The organism is Streptomyces sp. NPDC088124, assembly GCF_040685895.1.
Taxonomy (GTDB): Bacteria; Actinomycetota; Actinomycetes; order Streptomycetales; family Streptomycetaceae; genus Streptomyces.
In genome coordinates this window covers 1-15,523 of record NZ_JBFBJB010000078.1, presented here as the reverse complement: position 1 = coordinate 15,523, position 15,523 = coordinate 1, and the positions used below count along the sequence as shown (strand labels likewise).

At 74.7% G+C, this 15,523-nt stretch carries 13 protein-coding genes; 8 read left to right on the top strand and 5 right to left on the bottom strand.

Features of this window, described 5'->3' with window-relative positions; all coding sequences use genetic code 11:
- The first annotated feature begins 17 nt into the window (after positions 1-17).
- Positions 18-560, top strand: a complete 543-nt coding sequence (locus tag AB0P17_RS38900; RefSeq protein WP_365819015.1) for a helix-turn-helix domain-containing protein — start codon at positions 18-20, stop codon at positions 558-560.
- A 78-nt stretch (positions 561-638) separates the two neighbouring features.
- Here the strand turns inward: AB0P17_RS38900 and AB0P17_RS38895 are convergent, their stop codons facing one another.
- Positions 639-1,808: a TDT family transporter gene (locus tag AB0P17_RS38895; protein ID WP_365819013.1), complete on the bottom strand. Its 1,170-nt coding sequence runs from the start codon at positions 1,806-1,808 to the stop codon at positions 639-641.
- An 82-nt stretch (positions 1,809-1,890) separates the two neighbouring features.
- Here AB0P17_RS38895 and AB0P17_RS38890 point away from each other — a divergent pair, with 82 nt between their 5' ends.
- The gene (locus AB0P17_RS38890) at positions 1,891-2,835 is read left to right on the top strand and encodes a LysR family transcriptional regulator (protein WP_365819011.1); all 945 of its coding nucleotides are present in this window, start codon (positions 1,891-1,893) and stop codon (positions 2,833-2,835) included.
- 37 nt (positions 2,836-2,872) lie between these two features.
- Here AB0P17_RS38890 and AB0P17_RS38885 read toward each other — a convergent pair whose 3' ends face one another.
- The 3 genes from AB0P17_RS38885 to AB0P17_RS38875 form a co-directional block, all read right to left on the bottom strand.
- A complete protein-coding gene (locus AB0P17_RS38885) occupies positions 2,873-3,565 on the bottom strand; it encodes a gamma-glutamyl-gamma-aminobutyrate hydrolase family protein (RefSeq protein WP_365819009.1) in 693 nt (230 codons plus the stop codon).
- Between the two features lie 71 nt (positions 3,566-3,636).
- A complete protein-coding gene (eat, locus tag AB0P17_RS38880) occupies positions 3,637-5,106 on the bottom strand; it encodes an ethanolamine permease (protein ID WP_365819007.1) in 1,470 nt (489 codons plus the stop codon).
- Positions 5,107-5,227: 121 nt separating this feature from the next.
- A complete protein-coding gene (locus AB0P17_RS38875) occupies positions 5,228-5,965 on the bottom strand; it encodes an FCD domain-containing protein (RefSeq protein ID WP_365819055.1) in 738 nt (245 codons plus the stop codon).
- 99 nt (positions 5,966-6,064) lie between these two features.
- Between AB0P17_RS38875 and AB0P17_RS38870 the strand changes: the two genes are divergently transcribed.
- From AB0P17_RS38870 to AB0P17_RS38855, 4 genes are read left to right on the top strand one after another with little or no spacing between them, the layout of a single operon-like run.
- On the top strand, positions 6,065-7,429 hold the full coding sequence (locus AB0P17_RS38870) for a glutamine synthetase family protein (RefSeq protein ID WP_365819005.1): 1,365 nt from the start codon (positions 6,065-6,067) through the stop codon (positions 7,427-7,429).
- Positions 7,430-7,476: 47 nt separating this feature from the next.
- Entirely contained in the window at positions 7,477-8,871 is a 1,395-nt protein-coding gene (locus AB0P17_RS38865) for an aldehyde dehydrogenase family protein (protein WP_365819003.1), read from the top strand.
- Between the two features lie 5 nt (positions 8,872-8,876).
- The gene (locus AB0P17_RS38860; RefSeq protein ID WP_365819001.1) at positions 8,877-9,692 is read left to right on the top strand and encodes a 3-oxoacyl-ACP reductase; all 816 of its coding nucleotides are present in this window, start codon (positions 8,877-8,879) and stop codon (positions 9,690-9,692) included.
- A 17-nt stretch (positions 9,693-9,709) separates the two neighbouring features.
- Positions 9,710-10,627, top strand: coding sequence for a DUF2510 domain-containing protein (locus AB0P17_RS38855; RefSeq protein WP_365818999.1), 918 nt, complete (start codon positions 9,710-9,712; stop codon positions 10,625-10,627).
- Between the two features lie 80 nt (positions 10,628-10,707).
- Here AB0P17_RS38855 and AB0P17_RS38850 read toward each other — a convergent pair whose 3' ends face one another.
- Entirely contained in the window at positions 10,708-11,922 is a 1,215-nt protein-coding gene (locus AB0P17_RS38850; protein ID WP_365818997.1) for an amino acid deaminase/aldolase, read from the bottom strand.
- 1,357 nt (positions 11,923-13,279) lie between these two features.
- Between AB0P17_RS38850 and AB0P17_RS38845 the strand changes: the two genes are divergently transcribed.
- Together AB0P17_RS38845 and mycP are read left to right on the top strand one after the other, a co-directional pair.
- Complete coding sequence (locus AB0P17_RS38845) at positions 13,280-14,134, top strand: hypothetical protein (protein WP_365819053.1); 855 nt, start codon at positions 13,280-13,282, stop codon at positions 14,132-14,134.
- A 65-nt stretch (positions 14,135-14,199) separates the two neighbouring features.
- Positions 14,200-15,432 (top strand): type VII secretion-associated serine protease mycosin, encoded by a 1,233-nt coding sequence (mycP, locus tag AB0P17_RS38840; protein WP_365819051.1) that lies wholly within the window; start codon positions 14,200-14,202, stop codon positions 15,430-15,432.
- Positions 15,433-15,523 lie beyond the last annotated feature (91 nt).

The following is a 15,523-nucleotide window of genomic DNA, read 5'->3' as shown; positions in this document are numbered from 1 at the left end:
TCGGGAGGGAGCCAGTCATGGACGACAAGGAAGCGCTCAGGGTGGGCGCGGCCGTCCGCAGGCGGCGCAGGTCCCTCGGCCTGACCCTGGCGGCGGTCGCGGCCCGCAGCGGGCTGTCCGTGCCCTTCCTCAGCCAGATCGAGAACGAACGGGCCAGGCCGAGCACCCGCTCGCTCGACCGGGTCGCGGACGCCCTGGAGACCACCCCCGCACAGCTCCACGCCGCCGCCGACTCCGCCCGTACGGTCGATGTCGTACGGGCGGCTCCCGGGCCCGGCGTACGGCGCGTGGTCCGTGGCGGGCACCAGCTCAACGCCAAGGAGTTCACCGGCGAGCAGGACACGGGCCGGGAGTACCAGCACCGCAACGACGAGGTCATGTACATCGCCGACGGCGCCGCCGAGGTGGAGGCGGAGGGCCGGGCCTACCGGCTGGAGCGCGGTGACACGCTGTACCTCTCCGGTGGCGTACGGCACCGCTGGCGCGCCACCGAGCCCGGCACCCGCATCCTGGTCGTCGCCGTCGCGGAGGACGTCGACGCGACCTTCGACCGGCGCTGACCCGGGGGCCACCCGCCCTGACCGTCCTGACCCGGGGCCACCACCCTCGCGGGACCGTCACGGGCCCGTCACGGCCCCTCACGCGGCGTGCGCGGCCTCCGCCCCGGGTACCCGGGGCGCCCCCGGCAGCGTTCCGGCCAGCAGCCCGCGCACCGTGCCCCACCCGGCGACCGCCCAGGCCGTCACCAGCAGCGCGAACAGCCCCACCGCCAGCCACGAGAACGCCGCGAGCCCGGTGTGCCGCGCCAGCCCCGCCGCGCCCGTGACACACGTCCCGACCGGGAAGGTGAAGGCCCACCACGTCATCGAGAACCGCATCCCGCGCCGGGCCCCCCGCACCACCAGCGCCGCCGCGAGCGCCAGCCACAGCAGCGCGAACCCCATCACGGGCACCCCGTACACGACGGCGAACGCGGCGAGCGCGCCCGCGTACGGGGCGCCGACCGCCGAGGGCGCCACATCGGCGAGCCGGCCCACGGCGGTGGTCGACTGGCCCAGCGGGCCCAGCACCAGGCAGAGCGCCGGGGTCAGCACGAGCGGCAGCGGGCCGTGCGTCACCAGCCGCGCGAAGACCAGCGGCAGCATCATCAGCGTGGCCAGCAGGCTCAGCCCGAACAGCGCGTAACAGCCGAGGAGCAGCGCCGTGCGCCCCTGGCCAGCCGGGAGGTACGGCACCAGCGACGGGCCGACCGCCGCCGAGACCATCGGGGTGACCACCGGCAGCAGCCACACCGGCGACGCGTCCGCGGCGGCCGGCCGGTGGCGTACGACCATCAGGTACGGGATCCCGACCGCGATCACGAGGCCCAGCAGCGTCCCCGCGCCGAACAGCACCGCGTCCACGGCGAGGGCCGCCCGCTCGCCCAGCACGTCGCGGCCCACGGTGAGCGTCCCGCCGCCGACGGCCAGCAGCGCCATCGCGAGACAGCCGTGGAACGGCGCCACGGCCGGATCGAGGAGATGGGCGCGGGCCTGGTCGCGGTGGTGCAGCCAGTGCCCTGCGCGGGCGGTCAGCACGGCGACGAGCGCGATCACCGACAGCGCCCACACCGCGACCCAGGCCGCCCGGAGCACCGGCACCTCCAGCGGAAGGGCGGCGCCCGCGGCCGGGACGATCGCCGTGCCCATGACCGCCGCGTACCAGTTGGGCCCGAGATGGCGCAGCGCGGGGAGCCGGGCGCCGGGCGAGAACCCGTCAACGGAACGGTCGGGACGATCGGGACGGGCGGGGGGTGCGAGGACGGCCATGGGCTCAGCGTCCCGCCGGGCCCCGGCCCCCACCAGCCCCGCTCTTCCTATGAGGTCATAAGCTGGGTTTATGTCTGGGGTGATGTCCGAGGACCCGCTCGCGGCGCCGCTCTCGCACCGGGTGCCCGACCTCGGCGCGCTGGAGCTGCTCCTCGCCGTCGCCCGGCTGGGCAGCCTCGGCCGGGCCGCGCGCGAGACCGGGATCAGCCAGCCCGCCGCGAGCAGCCGGATCCGGGCGATGGAGCGGCAGCTCGGGGTGGCGCTGGTGGAGCGCTCGCCGCGCGGCTCCCGGCTGACCGACGCGGGCACCCTGGTCACCGACTGGGCCCGGCGGGTGGTGGAGGCGGCCGAGGCGTTCGATGCGGGCGCGCAGGCGCTGCGCGGCCGCCGGGACTCCCGGCTGCGCGTCGCCGCCAGCATGACGATCGCCGAGTATCTGCTGCCGCGCTGGCTGATAGCGCTGCGCCGGGCGCGTCCCGACACCGCCGTCTCGCTGCACGCGGGCAACTCCGTCGCGGTCGCGGCGCGGCTGCTGAGCCATGAGGCGGACCTCGGCTTCGTGGAGGGCCTGGCCGCCCCCGACGGGCTGGACTCCGCGGTCATCGGCCACGACCGGCTGCTGGTGGTCACGGCGCCGGGGCACCCGTGGGCCCGCCGCCGCGCCCCGCTCGCCCCGGCCGAGCTGGCCGGGACACCGCTGATCCTGCGGGAGCCGGGCTCCGGCACCCGCCAGGTGCTGGACGCCGGGCTGAGCGCCTACGGCGGGCCCGCCAGGCCGCTGCTGGAGCTGGCCTCCACCACCGCGCTGAAGGCCGCCGCGGTCAGCGGTGAGGGCCCGTGCGTGCTGAGCGAGCTCGCGGTCGGCGAGGAGCTGGCCGCGCGCAGGCTGGTCCGGGTGCCGGTGGCGGGCGTACGGCTCCGCCGCGACCTGCGGGCGGTCTGGCCGGCCGGTACCCGCCCGGCCGGCCCCGCGCGGGACCTGCTGTCACTGACGCGCGGCGCCGCTCCGCCCCCGTCCACCGGTTGAGAGCGTGCCGGGCGAGCTCCGTCCGCCCGGCCGAAGGTCAGCCAGCAGCCTCCGAGGCGGCCCGGACCAGCCAGGACATCACGCGGGTGTCCTCGCCCATCTCGGGATGCCACTGCACCCCGAGCACCGGACGGGGATCCGGCAGCTCCACGGCCTCGACGGTCCCGTCGGCGGCGAACGCCGAGGCGGTCAGCCCCGCGCCGAGCCGGTCCACCGTCTGGTGGTGGTACGTCGGTACGGCGGACTCCTCCGGCACCAGACCGGCGTAGCGGGTGCCGGGCAGCGGTTTCACCGGATGGGTGCCGAAGGAGCCGACGGCGGGGGAGGTGTGCCCGTCCACGTGCTGGACGAGCGTTCCGCCCAGCGCCACGTTGAGGAGCTGCATGCCCCGGCAGATCCCCAGCAGCGGGGTGCCGGAGGCCAGCGCCGCCCCGATCAGGGCGAGCTCCCAGGCGTCCCGCTCCAGGGCGGGCGGTCCGGTGCGGGGGTCGAGCCCCGCCCCGTACCGCGCGGGCCGTACATCGGGGCCGCCCGCGATCACCACCCCGTCCAGCCGGGCCACCACGGCGGCCGCCGTGTCCGGGTCGTCCGGCGGGAGCAGCACGGCCGTGCCGCCGGCACGCTGGACGAGCCGGTGATAGCCGGCCGGCAGCAGCGCCGCGGGCAGCTCCCACACGCCCCACGCGGCGGACTCCTCCAGATAGGTGCTGATGCCGATGAGCGGCTTCACTGTTCCTCCGTACGGGTGGTTCCGGCGCGGGCTGTGTGCGTACGGGCTGTGTGCGTACGGGCGGAGTGCCGTCAGCCGCGTTCGAGTTCGGCCTCGGCGGCGGCGAGGGCCGCGAACTCCTCCTCGGGCGCGGCCGCGACCAGCCGGTGCCGACTGTAGAAGGTGAAGTAGGCGAGCGCGACGACATAGACGCCGAGCGCGATGAACGCGGCATCCCTGTCCACCAGGAACGTCGCGACCAGCGCGGACAGCGCGAGCACGAAGGCGACCCCCGAGGTCAGCATGCCACCGGGGGTCCGGTACGGACGGGGCAGGCCGGGCTCCCGGCGGCGCAGCACCAGGTGCGAGAGGGCCATCAGCGCGTACGAGATGGTGGCGCCGAACACCGCCACGTTGAGCATCCGCCCGCCGTCGCCGGTGCCCGCGGCGAGCGCGAAGCCGATGGCGCCGGGGATGACGAGACCCAGATAGGGGGCTTTGCGGCGGCTCGTCAGGGAGAGGAATCGCGGCAGGTATCCGGCCCGGGAGAGCGCGAAGAGCTGCCGGGACCCGGCGTAGATGAGCGAGAAGAAGGAGGCCACGAGCCCGGCGAGACCCGCGTAGTTCACGAACCGGCCGAGCGGGGTCGGCTCGCCGTCCCCCTGCAGCGCGACCACCAGCGGATTGCCCGCCTCCTGGATGGCCGCCGAGCCGCGGGCACCCGTCGCGGCGAAGAAGGTGAGCAGGGCGAGCAGTACGAGCACACCCATGGAGATCGACAGCGCCCTGGGCATCGAACGCACCGGGTCCTTGGCCTCCTCGGCGGCGAGCGGCACCCCCTCGACGCCCAGGAAGAACCACATGCCGAAGGGGAAGGCCGCCCAGATGCCCAGCACCCCGTACGGGAGCCAGGAGCTGGACCCGAACGCGTCCGGGTCGGCCGGGATGTCGTTGAGCCCACCCGCGTCGAACTCGGTGAACGCGCCCACCGCGAAGATCAGCAGCGCCGCCACGGCGACGGCGGTCACCACGAGGCTGAAGCGCAGCGCCTCGCCGACGCCCCAGAGATGGATCCCGATGAAGATCACGAAGCAGGCCAGATAGACCGGCCAGCCGGCCGTCAGACCGAAGAGACGGAGGGACTCGACATACTCGCCGATGAAGATGGAGATCGCGGCCGGCGCCAGGATGTACTCGATGAGGATGGCCGTGCCGGTGAGAAACCCGCCCCACGTGCCGAGTGCGCGCCGGGCGAAGCCGTAACCGCCGCCCGCCGTGGGCAGGATGGCGGACAGCTCCGCGAGCGAGAAGACCAGACAGGCGTACATCGCGCCCATGAGCAGGGTGGCGATGGCCAGCCCGCCGAAACCGCCCTCGGAGAGGCCGATGTTCCACCCCGAGAAGTCCCCGGAGACGACGTAGGCGACGCCCAGACCGGTGAGCAGCAGCCAGCCCGCGCTGCCGCGGCGCAGGGCGCGCCGCTGGAGGTAGTCGGCCTCCGGGGGAGCGGTGCCGTCCGCCACGGCGGCCGGTGGGGTGCGCGAGTCCGTGCCTTCGGACATGATCCGCTCCTGCCTCGGGGTATTGGTGTGGGGCCATACCATTGCCGCCGGGACGGCCGCGCGCAAGACCCGTGCGTTAAACGGCTGTTACGGATCGGCGTCACGGCGGGCCGGGCGGCGCTCAGGCCAGGAAGCCCCGCAGCAGCGCCGCCGTACCGCCGCAGTGCTCGCGCGCGATCTCGCGCGCCGCGTCCACGTCCCCGTCGAGCACCGCCCCGACCAGCGCCGTGTGCTGCCGCTGCGAGTGCTCCAAGTTCCGTACCAGCAGCGGGATGCAGTCCAGCAGATCGTTCACCCCCGCCCGCACCGCCGCGTACTGCGCGGTCAGCGTCGCGGACCCGGCCAGCTCGGCGAGCGTGAGATGGAGCAGCGTGTCCAGCCTGCGGTACTCCGCCAGCGGCGCCTCGTGCGTCGCGGCCAGCGCCGAACGGAGCCGCTCCGCCTGCGAGGTGCTGAAGGCCGGCCCGTGCGCCGCGCACAGCTCCGCCGCGCCGGTCTCCAGCACCTCGCGGAAGCGCAGCACGTCCTCGATGTCCGTCCCCGCCACCCGCCGCCGCAGCTCCTCCTCGGCGCCCGCCACCGGGGCGTCGGGGCGGGGACGTACGAAGGTCCCGCCGTACCGGCCGCGCCGGCTCTCCAGCAGCCCCTGGTCCTGGAGGACCTTGAGCACCTCGCGGAGCGTGACCCGGCTGATCCCCAGCCGCTCCGCCAGCTCCCGCTCGGCGGGCAGCCGCTCCCCGGCCGCGACCAGCCCCAGTCTGACGACCTGGAGGATCTGCTCCAGCGCCTCCTCGAATCCGTTCCCGGCCCGCACCGGCCGCAGCACCGGAGCGAGCGGGTCCGCGTCCGGCGGGTCCATCGGCTCGTTCATCCTCGCCACGTCGCCGTTTCCCCTTCCCAACCAAAGGTCTTCAGGAATACCTTATGGCTTCCGGCTGACCGAAGGAGGAGCAATCCCGTGGCAGACCGCACACCCCCGCTCTCCGTCGAGGAACTCCGCGTACTCGTCGCGAACGGTGAGATCGACACAGTTGTCCTGGCCTTCCCCGACATGCAGGGCCGGCTCCAGGGCAAGCGGTTCGCCGCGCCCTTCTTCCTCGACGACGTCCTGGAGCACGGCACCGAGGGCTGCAACTACCTCCTCGCCGTCGACACGGACATGAACACCGTCGACGGATACGCGATGTCCTCCTGGGAGCACGGTTACGGCGACTTCGCCATGCGCCCCGACCTCACCACGCTGCGCCGCGTCCCCTGGAACGAGGGCACGGCGATGCTCGTCGCCGACCTCGCCTGGCACGACGGCTCACCCGTAGTCGCCGCGCCCCGCCAGATCCTCCGCCGCCAGCTGGAGCGCCTCGCCGGGCACGGCTACACCGCGCACGTCGGTACGGAGCTGGAGTTCATCGTCTTCAAGGACACCTTCGAAGAGGCATGGGACAGCGGCTACCGCGGCCTGACCCCCGCCAACCAGTACAACGTCGACTACTCCGTCCTCGGCACCGGCCGCGTCGAGCCCCTGCTGCGCCGGATCCGCAACGAGATGGCCGCCGCCGGACTCACCGTGGAGTCCGCCAAGGGCGAGTGCAACCCCGGCCAGCACGAGATCGCCTTCAAGTACGACGAGGCCCTCGTCACCTGCGACCAGCACGCCATCTACAAGACCGGCGCCAAGGAGATCGCCTCCCAGGAGGGCGTCTCCCTCACCTTCATGGCGAAGTTCAACGAACGCGAGGGCAACTCCTGCCACATCCACCTCTCGCTCCAGGACGCGGACGGCACCAACGCCATGGCCGGGGACGGACCCGGAGGCATGTCCCCCCTGATGCGCCACTTCCTGGCCGGGCAGCTCGCCGCGCTGCGCGACTTCTCCCTCCTGTACGCGCCCACGGTCAACGCGTACAAACGCTTCCAGCCCGGCTCGTTCGCCCCCACCGCTGTCGCCTGGGGATACGACAACCGCACCTGTTCACTGCGGGTGGTCGGCCACGGCCGCTCGCTGCGCTTCGAGAACCGGCTGCCCGGCGGCGACGTCAACCCGCACCTCGCCGTCGCCGGACTCGTCGCGGCGGGCATCCACGGCATCGAGAACGAACTCGAACTCCCCGAGGCCTGCCCCGGAAACGCCTACTCGGCCGAGTACCCCCAGGTCCCGACCACCCTCGCGGAAGCCGCCGCCCTCTGGGAGAACAGCCCCATCGCGCGCGCCGCCTTCGGCGAGGAAGTGGTGGCGCACTACGCCAACATGGCGCGCGTCGAGGTGGACGCCTTCAACGCCGCCGTGACCGACTGGGAGCTCCGCCGCTCCTTCGAACGCCTGTGAGGAACGACCGCCTGTGAGGAACGACCGCTTGTGAGGAACGACCGCCGATGAGGAGCGACGTGCAGGAACAGCACCACCACCCCGCCGTGCACCAGGTACTCAACCCCGCCACCGGGGAGACCGTCGCGGAGATCGCCGCGACCACCGTCGCCCAGGTCGACACCGCGGTACGGCGCGCCGCCGCCGCCCAGCGCGGATGGGCCGCCGCGGCCCCCGCCGACCGCGCCCGGCTGCTGCGCCGCTTCGCGGCCGTGGTCGACGCGCACACCGAGGAGCTGGCCCGGCTGGAGGTCACCGAGGCGGGGCACACCATCGGCAACGCCCGTTGGGAGGCGGGCAATGTCCGCGACCTCCTGGACTACAGCGCCGGGGGAGTGGAGCGGCTGACCGGCCGGCAGATCCCGGTGGCCGGGGGGCTCGACATCACCCTGCTGGAACCGCTCGGGGTGGTCGGGGTGATCGCCCCCTGGAACTTCCCCATGCCGATCGCCGCCTGGGGCACGGCCCCCGCGCTCGCCGCGGGCAACGCCGTCCTCCTCAAACCCGCCGAGACCACACCGCTCACCGCGCTGCGACTGGCCGAACTCGCCCTGGAGGCGGGACTTCCCGAACACCTCTTCCAGGTCCTGCCCGGCGCGGGCGACGTCGCGGGCGACGCCCTGGTCGAACACCCCGGCGTCGCCAAGATCGTCTTCACCGGCTCCACCCGGGTCGGCCGCCGGATCATGGCGAAGGGCGGCGCCCTGATGAAGCGCGTGACCCTCGAACTGGGCGGCAAGAGCCCCAACATCGTCTTCGCCGACTCCGACCTCGAACAGGCCGCGGCGTCCGCCCCGATGGCCTTCCTCGACAACGCGGGACAGGACTGCTGCGCCCGCGGCCGGATCCTCGTCCAGCGCGACGTCCACGACCGCTTCCTCGAACTGCTCGCCTCCGCCGTGGCGTCCGTCGTCGTCGGCGACCCCTCCGACGAGAAGACCCAGATGGGCCCGCTGATCTCGGCCCCGCAGCGGGAGCGCGTACGGGCGTACGTCCCGGACACGGCCGGCGCGATCCGGGGCAGCGCGCCCGACGGCCCCGGTTTCTGGTTCCCGCCGACCGTCCTCACCGACGCCGCCCCGGACTCCGCGGTCGCCACCGAGGAGGTCTTCGGCCCCGTCGCCGTCGTCCTGCCCTTCGAGGACGAGGACGACGCCGTCCGGCTGGCCAACGCCACCGAGTACGGCCTCGCCGGCTCGATCTGGACCCGGGACGTCGGCCGCGCCCTGCGGGTCTCGCGCGCCGTCGCCGCGGGCAATCTCTCCGTCAACTCGCACAGTGCCGTCCGCTACGGAACCCCCTTCGGCGGCTACAAGCAGTCCGGAATCGGCCGCGAGCTGGGCCCGGACGCGCTCGCCGCCTTCACCGAAACCAAGAACGTCTTCCTCAGCACGGAGGTCTGAGCACCATGACCGACCCCATCACCGACCCGACGGCGGCCCCGGTGGCCGAGACCGTCTGCCGCCGCCTGGTCGGCCGTACCGCCGTCATCACCGGAGCCGGCAGCGGCATCGGTCTCGCCACCGCGCGCCGCCTCGCCTCCGAGGGCGCGCACGTCGTCTGCGGCGACATCGACGAGACCGCGGGCAAGGCCGTCGCCGAGGCGGTCGGCGGCACCTTCGTACGCGTCGACGTCACCGACGCCGAGGAGGTCGAGGCGCTGTTCAAGACCGCCCACGACACCTACGGCAGCGTCGACATCGCCTTCAACAACGCGGGTATCTCGCCGCCCGACGACGACTCCATCCTCACCACGGGACTGGAGGCCTGGAAGCGGGTCCAGGAGGTCAACCTCACCTCCGTCTACCTCTGCTGCAAGGCCGCCATCCCCTACATGCGCCGTCAGGGCCGCGGCTCCATCATCAACACCGCCTCCTTCGTCGCCCGGATGGGCGCCGCCACCTCCCAGATCTCGTACACCGCCTCCAAGGGCGGCGTCCTCGCCATGTCCCGTGAACTGGGCGTGCAGTTCGCCCGGGAGGGGATCCGGGTCAACGCGCTCTGCCCCGGGCCGGTCAACACCCCGCTGCTCCAGGAACTGTTCGCGAAGGACCCGGAGCGCGCCGCGCGCCGGCTGGTGCACATCCCGCTGGGCCGGTTCGCCGAGGCGACGGAGATCGCGGCGGCCGTCGCCTTCCTCGCCAGCGACGACTCGTCCTTCGTGAACGCCACCGACTTCCTGGTCGACGGCGGTATCTCGGGCGCGTACGTCACCCCTGTGTAACCGCATAGGCTGGACGGGTGACCACGACGCCCCCGCCCGGCTGGTACCCCGACCCGAACGTCCCGGCCACCGAACGCTGGTGGGACGGGACCGTCTGGACCGCGCACACCCGCCCGCCCGGCGCCGTTCCCGCGCCGGGCGGTGGCGCGGGAACGGCGCCGGGCGGTGGCCGGAAGCGGCTGATCACCGTCCTCGCCGTGGGGTCGGCCGCCGCGGCCGTGGTCCTCGCCGTGGCCCTTTGGCCCGGCGACGACAGCGGCGCGGCGCCGCACACCCCGGAGAGCACGGCGCCGTCGACCACCGCACCCCCCGAACGGAGCGCGGGAGACGACGAGGAGAGCGCGGAGCCCGAGGAGGAACCCAGCGAGGACCCGACCCGCCTCACCGACCAGCTGAACGGCATCACCCTGCCGATCCCCGACGGCTGGGAGCGCCCGATCTCGGTCAGCGGCGGCGATCTCATGGTGCACACCGCCGACACCTACGCCTGCCCCGGTGCCCCCGCGAAGGAGTGCCGGCACGGCACGCTCTCCTCCCGTACCGCGAGCGGCACCGACAAGACCTCCCCCGAGGCACTCGCCGAGGAGGACATCGAGAAGGCGGCCGAAGAGGCGTTCGGCGACGCCGAGTACCTCGACTACAGCGCCCACGGCGGCATCACGTCCCACACGGTGGTCCTGTCCCGGGCCACCGTCGTCGCGGGCCGCACCGGACACCTGGTGCGCTGGAAGGTCACCACCGGGGACGGCCCCGGTGGTTACGTCCAGTCCCTGGTCTTTCCGTCGGCCGTCGGCACCGAGTCACCCGTCATCGTGCGGACGGCCTTCGCCGCGGGCCCCGGCGGCCCGCCGCTCACCCTGATGGACACGATCACCGAGGGGATCCGCCCCATCGGCGATGTCTCGGGCGGAGTGGGCAGCTCCATCGGCCCCTGAAGCGCCGGTTCCGGCGGGTCCGCGCACGTCCGGGCCCAGCACGTCCGGGCTCAGCACGTCCGGGCCCAGCACGTCCGGGCTCAGAGGAAGGCGCGGCCCTCGCCCCGGTACGTGGGCACGGACGCCACCACGCGGTCGCCCTCGACCAGCCGCAGGGTGTCGAACCGCTCGCACAGCTCCCCGGCCTTCGCGTGCCGGAACCACACCTTGTCGCCGATCAGCAGATCGTCGGCCGCCGCCCCCAGAAGCGGGGTCTGCACCTCGCCCGGCCCCTCCTGCGGGTCGTAACGCAGCCCCTCCGGGAGGTACGGCACGGGCAGCCGGTCGGCGCCCGCCGGGCCGGAGGCCGGGTAGCCGCCCCCGAGTACGGTCACCACGCCGACGCCCGGCCTGCGCACCACGGGCTGGGCGAAGAGCGCCGCCGGACGGCCGGTGAACGAGGTGTAGTTGTCGAAGAGCCGCGGTACGTAGAGGCCCGAGCCCGCCGCGATCTCCGTCACCGCGTCCTCGGCGGCCGTGTGCTGGACGCTGCCTGTCCCCCCGCCGTTGACGAACTCCAGGCCGGGCGCGACGGCCCGGACGGCACGCACCACCGCGGCGCGCCGCTCGGCCAGCTCCCGGCGGGCGGCGGACTGCATCAGCCGGATCGCGCGCGAGCGCAGCGGCCGCCCCGCCAGGGCGTCCCCCACCCCGGCCACATGTCCCTCGTACGCCATGATCCCCACCAGCCGGAAGCCGGGGCGGCGCTCCACCGACCTGGCCAGCTCGGCCAGTTGGGCCGGCTCGCTCAGCGGGGAACGCAGGGCGCCGACCCTGATCCGGCCGCCGAACAGCCGCAGGGCCGTGTCCAGTTCCAGACAGATCCGCAGCTCCTCCCGGCCACCTTCGCGCGCCGCGTCGATCAGATCGAGGTGCGCCGGGTCGTCGATCATCACCGTGACCGAGGCCGCCAGTTTGGGGTCCGCGGCGAGCTCCGCGTACCCCGCGCGGTCGGCCGACGGGTAGGCGAGCAGGACGTCGTCGAAGCCTTCCCGGGCCAGCCACAGCGACTCCGCCAGCGTGAACGACATGATCCCCGCGAAGCCGTCCCTGCCCAGCACCCGCTCCAGCAGGGCGCGGCAGCGCACCGACTTGCTCGCCACCCGGATCGGCTTGCCGCCGGCCCGCCGGACGAGATCGTCCGCGTTGGCGTCGAAGGCGTCGAGATCGACCATCGCGAGCGGCGCGTCGAGATGGGCGGTCGCCCGGTCGTACCGGGCACGGTCGGTGGCGCGCGGGGGCGGGGACGGAGTCATGGGCCGAGCCTGCCAGACCGGATTACCGCGCGGTAGGGGGATGATCTGGGCAGATCGCCACGGGCCTCCGCGGACGTTCCCGCGGGGTGCTCTCCAGCCCGTAGAGTGACGCACACGCCGCGTCGAACGGGCCTGCGCCGTACGGCCGACAGCGGTGTGGGGTGGATCAGGTCTGCATGGGTGTCACAGTGTCACAGGGGGTCGGATGAGCACCGAGACGCCACGGGCTCCCATCCCGCCCCGCCCCACGGCGCCACCGCGCGTCCCCGCCCAGCCGGCCGCCCGTGCTCCGGAGCGGACGGAAGCGGAACCGCGGCCGACGGCGGGCGGTACCGCTGCCGCCCCGCCGCCCGCGCAGCCTCCGGCTGAGGCCCCCGTTCCCGCTCAGGCTCCGGTTCCCGCCCAGGCTCCGGCCGCCGCCGCGAACCCGGCCCCGGGCGCGGCGCGGACCGGAGCGCCGTCCCCGGTCCTGCCGTACGGGGATGTACGGTTCACCGCCGCCGGGCTCGTGCCGTACGGCCCCCGGCCCGCGGGCGGCGGGTACTTCAGCCGGGAGCGCGGCTCCGCCGCCGTCCCGAGCCGGCCCGCGGTCCCCGTCCCGCCCCCCAGGCAGCAGCCGCTGCCGCCGGCCGAGGCCCCCGCGCCGACGCCCCCTCCCGAGCCGGGCCCGGCCCCCGCCGTCCCGGGAACGACGGATGACCCCCGGAGCACGGGCACAAGTCCGGGTACGAGCACAACTCCGGGCACAGGCACGGTCGGCGGCCCGGAGCCGCGTGCGTCCGACCAACTCCGCCAGGACGAGAACACACCCCTCACAGCCCCGCGCCCCGCCCCGGCCACCCCCGCCGAGCCCCCGCGCCCCGCCCCCGTCGCGCCCGCCGAGCCCCCGGCCGCCGGGCCGGTAGCGCCCGCCGAGCCCCCGGCCGCCGGGCCCGGCGGCCTCGCCGAGCGCCCGCGGACCGCGCCGACCGTCCCCGGAGAGTCCCCGGCCGGCGAAGAGCCGCCGCCCGTCGAGCCCGCGCCCGCCAACGGGGTGCAGGTGCCGCCGCGGCCCGTCGCCGCCCCGCGTCCCCCGCAGGTGCCGCCGCCCGGCAGGGCCCTTCCGCTGACCTATTACCAGCCGGCCTCCGACGAGTCCGGCCAGGGGACCGCCCACCGGCCCGGCGACGCGACGGGCCGGGCCGGCACACCGGCCGGCTCCATCCCCGTACCGCCGACCGGCCTTCCGCGTCCCCGCGCTTCGAACAGCCCGTTCCCCACCCCGTTCCTGATCGCGGGCTCCAGCTCCTCGTACGCCTCCTACGCCCAGCCCCGCTCCGTCCCGGCCGTACCGCCGCTGCCCCCGCGCCCCCCGGCCATGCCGTCCGCGCCGGCCGTACCGAAGACGTTCCCCTGGGCCACCGGGCCCGCCGGCCGCCGCTCGGAGAGCACCGCGCGGCTGCGCCCCGTCCCCGTACGGCGTCCGGCCCGGGCGGCCGCCGCCGTGGCCTGCGTGGTCCTCGGGGTCGGACTCATCGGCGGCGCCGTCACCGGGAGCTGGCTGACCGGGGACTCGGCAGCGGAACCGGTCGTCAGGGACGACTTCGCCGTCGCGCGCGGCCTCTGGCACAGCGTCCCCGTGGACGCGCTCTTCCCGCGCACCCTCAAGGGGGACGGCGCCGGGCCCGGCGGCGCGGACCGGCAGTGGACCCGGATCGGCGTCGCGCCCGACAGCGGCTGCGCCGGGGCGCTCGACCCCCTGCTGGCGGGCGTGCTGCGCCCCCTGGGCTGTACGCGGGTCGTGCGTGCCACGTACGTCGACGCCACCTCCAGCAGTGTCACCACCGTCGGACTGGTCTTCACCCAGGGCGACCCGGCCGCGATGGCGGCGCTGCGCAACCGGTTCCGGGTGGACGACCTCACCGACCGCGCCGACCTGATGCCCCGTACGTTCCCCGTCCGGGACACCGCCGCCGCAGGCTTCGGCGACGCGCAGCGCGCGAGCTGGACCGTGAACGTCCTCACCGAGGTGCCCGTCGTCGTGTACGCCGTCTCCGGCTTCGCCGACGGGCGCCCGGTCACCTCCCCGCAGCCCGCCGGCCAGGCCACGGTCAGCGGTACCACGACGCCGGCCGCGGAGGCCGGTCTCGGACATGAGGCGAAAGGCGTCGCGGACCGTATAGAACGCGGGCTGCGCAAGGCAGTCAGCGCCGGTACGGCGGCTCCCCGATGACCCGCCCCGATCCCGACGGGGCCGGGGCCGCCGCCGGCCACGAGAACGCGGAGGACCCGGACCCCATGACGTCGAAGACCGCCGCGCCGAGACGACGGAAGACCGCCGCGCGGGCGCGGAGGCGCCGTCACCGCGTCGCCGCCGTCCTCACCGCCGCGTCCGTGCTGCTCCTCCCCGCGAACGCGGCGCACGCCGACGCGATCCGGGCGCAGCAGTGGGCGCTGGACGCGATGCACACCAAAGAGGCGTGGCGCCACGCGCAGGGCACGGGCGTCACCGTCGCGGTCCTGGACACCGGCGTGGACGGCACCCACCCGGACCTCGCGGGGCAGGTACTGCCCGGCAAGGACCTGATCGGCTTCGGCGCGCGCAGCGGTGACCGCTCCTGGGCCAGGCACGGCACCGCCATGGCCGGGATCATCGCGGGACGCGGCCACGGCTCCGGCCGGGCGGACGGCGTGCTCGGCATCGCACCCGAGTCGAAGATCCTTCCCGTCCGGGTCATCCTCGAAGGCAGCGACCCGGCCCGCGCGAAGGCACGCGCCTCCAAGGGCGGCGCGCTCGCCGAGGGCATTCGCTGGGCCGCCGACCAGGGTGCCGACGTCATCAATCTCTCCCTCGGCGACGACAGCGAGTCCGCCCATCCCGAACCCGCCGAGGACGCGGCCGTCCAGTACGCCCTGTCCCGGGGCGCGGTCGTCGTCGCCTCGGCGGGCAACGGCGGCGAGAAGGGCGACCACGTCTCGTACCCGGCGGCCTACCCCGGGGTGATCGCCGTGACCGCCGTCGACGAGTACGGCACGCACGCCTCCTTCTCCACCCGCCGCTGGTACGCCACGGTCAGCGCCCCCGGCGTCGATGTCGTCATCGCCGACCCGGACCGCCGCTACTACGAGGGGTGGGGCACCAGTGCCGCCGCCGCGTTCGTCTCCGGCGCGGTGGCGCTCATCCGCTCCGCCTACCCCGACCTCACCCCCGCCCAGATCAAGAAGCTCGTCGCGGACACCGCGCGCGACGCCCCCGCGAGCGGCCGCGACGACGCCCGGGGGTACGGCTTCATCGACCCGGCCGCCGCCCTCGACGCGGGCGCGAAGCTGGCGCGTACGGATCTCGGGAGCCGGTCCGCCGGGTTCGGCAAGCAGTACTTCGGCAGCGGCCCGGCCGTCGCGCGCGAGAACCCGGACCCCGCCGCCTGGCTGGCCCCCGCCGCGGGCGCGACCGGCGCGGTCCTGCTGGCGGGCGCGGTGCTGCTGTGGCGCGGCTCGGGCCGCCGCATCGGCTTCGGACGCTGGCGCTAGTGCCGCGACCGGCAATGTTTGCCCCGAAGGAGCGTCGTCCGGTGCGTGCGATCGCAAGGCGGCCGGAAGTCCTTGTAGCGGAGCTACCAGG

Bases quoted from the DNA above. Each gene is read 5' to 3' on its own strand.
- AB0P17_RS38850 (WP_365818997.1), bottom strand. From the start codon at position 11,922: ATGACTCCGTCCCCGCCCCCGCGCGCCACCGACCGTGCCCGGTACGAC.
- AB0P17_RS38875 (WP_365819055.1), bottom strand. From the start codon at position 5,965: ATGGACCCGCCGGACGCGGACCCGCTCGCTCCGGTGCTGCGGCCGGTG.
- eat (WP_365819007.1), bottom strand. From the start codon at position 5,106: ATGTCCGAAGGCACGGACTCGCGCACCCCACCGGCCGCCGTGGCGGAC.
- AB0P17_RS38865 (WP_365819003.1), top strand. From the start codon at position 7,477: ATGAGGAGCGACGTGCAGGAACAGCACCACCACCCCGCCGTGCACCAG.
- AB0P17_RS38845 (WP_365819053.1), top strand. From the start codon at position 13,280: ATGCCGTCCGCGCCGGCCGTACCGAAGACGTTCCCCTGGGCCACCGGG.
- AB0P17_RS38890 (WP_365819011.1), top strand. From the start codon at position 1,891: ATGTCCGAGGACCCGCTCGCGGCGCCGCTCTCGCACCGGGTGCCCGAC.
- AB0P17_RS38900 (WP_365819015.1), top strand. From the start codon at position 18: ATGGACGACAAGGAAGCGCTCAGGGTGGGCGCGGCCGTCCGCAGGCGG.
- mycP (WP_365819051.1), top strand. From the start codon at position 14,200: ATGACGTCGAAGACCGCCGCGCCGAGACGACGGAAGACCGCCGCGCGG.
- AB0P17_RS38895 (WP_365819013.1), bottom strand. From the start codon at position 1,808: ATGGCCGTCCTCGCACCCCCCGCCCGTCCCGATCGTCCCGACCGTTCC.
- AB0P17_RS38860 (WP_365819001.1), top strand. From the start codon at position 8,877: ATGACCGACCCCATCACCGACCCGACGGCGGCCCCGGTGGCCGAGACC.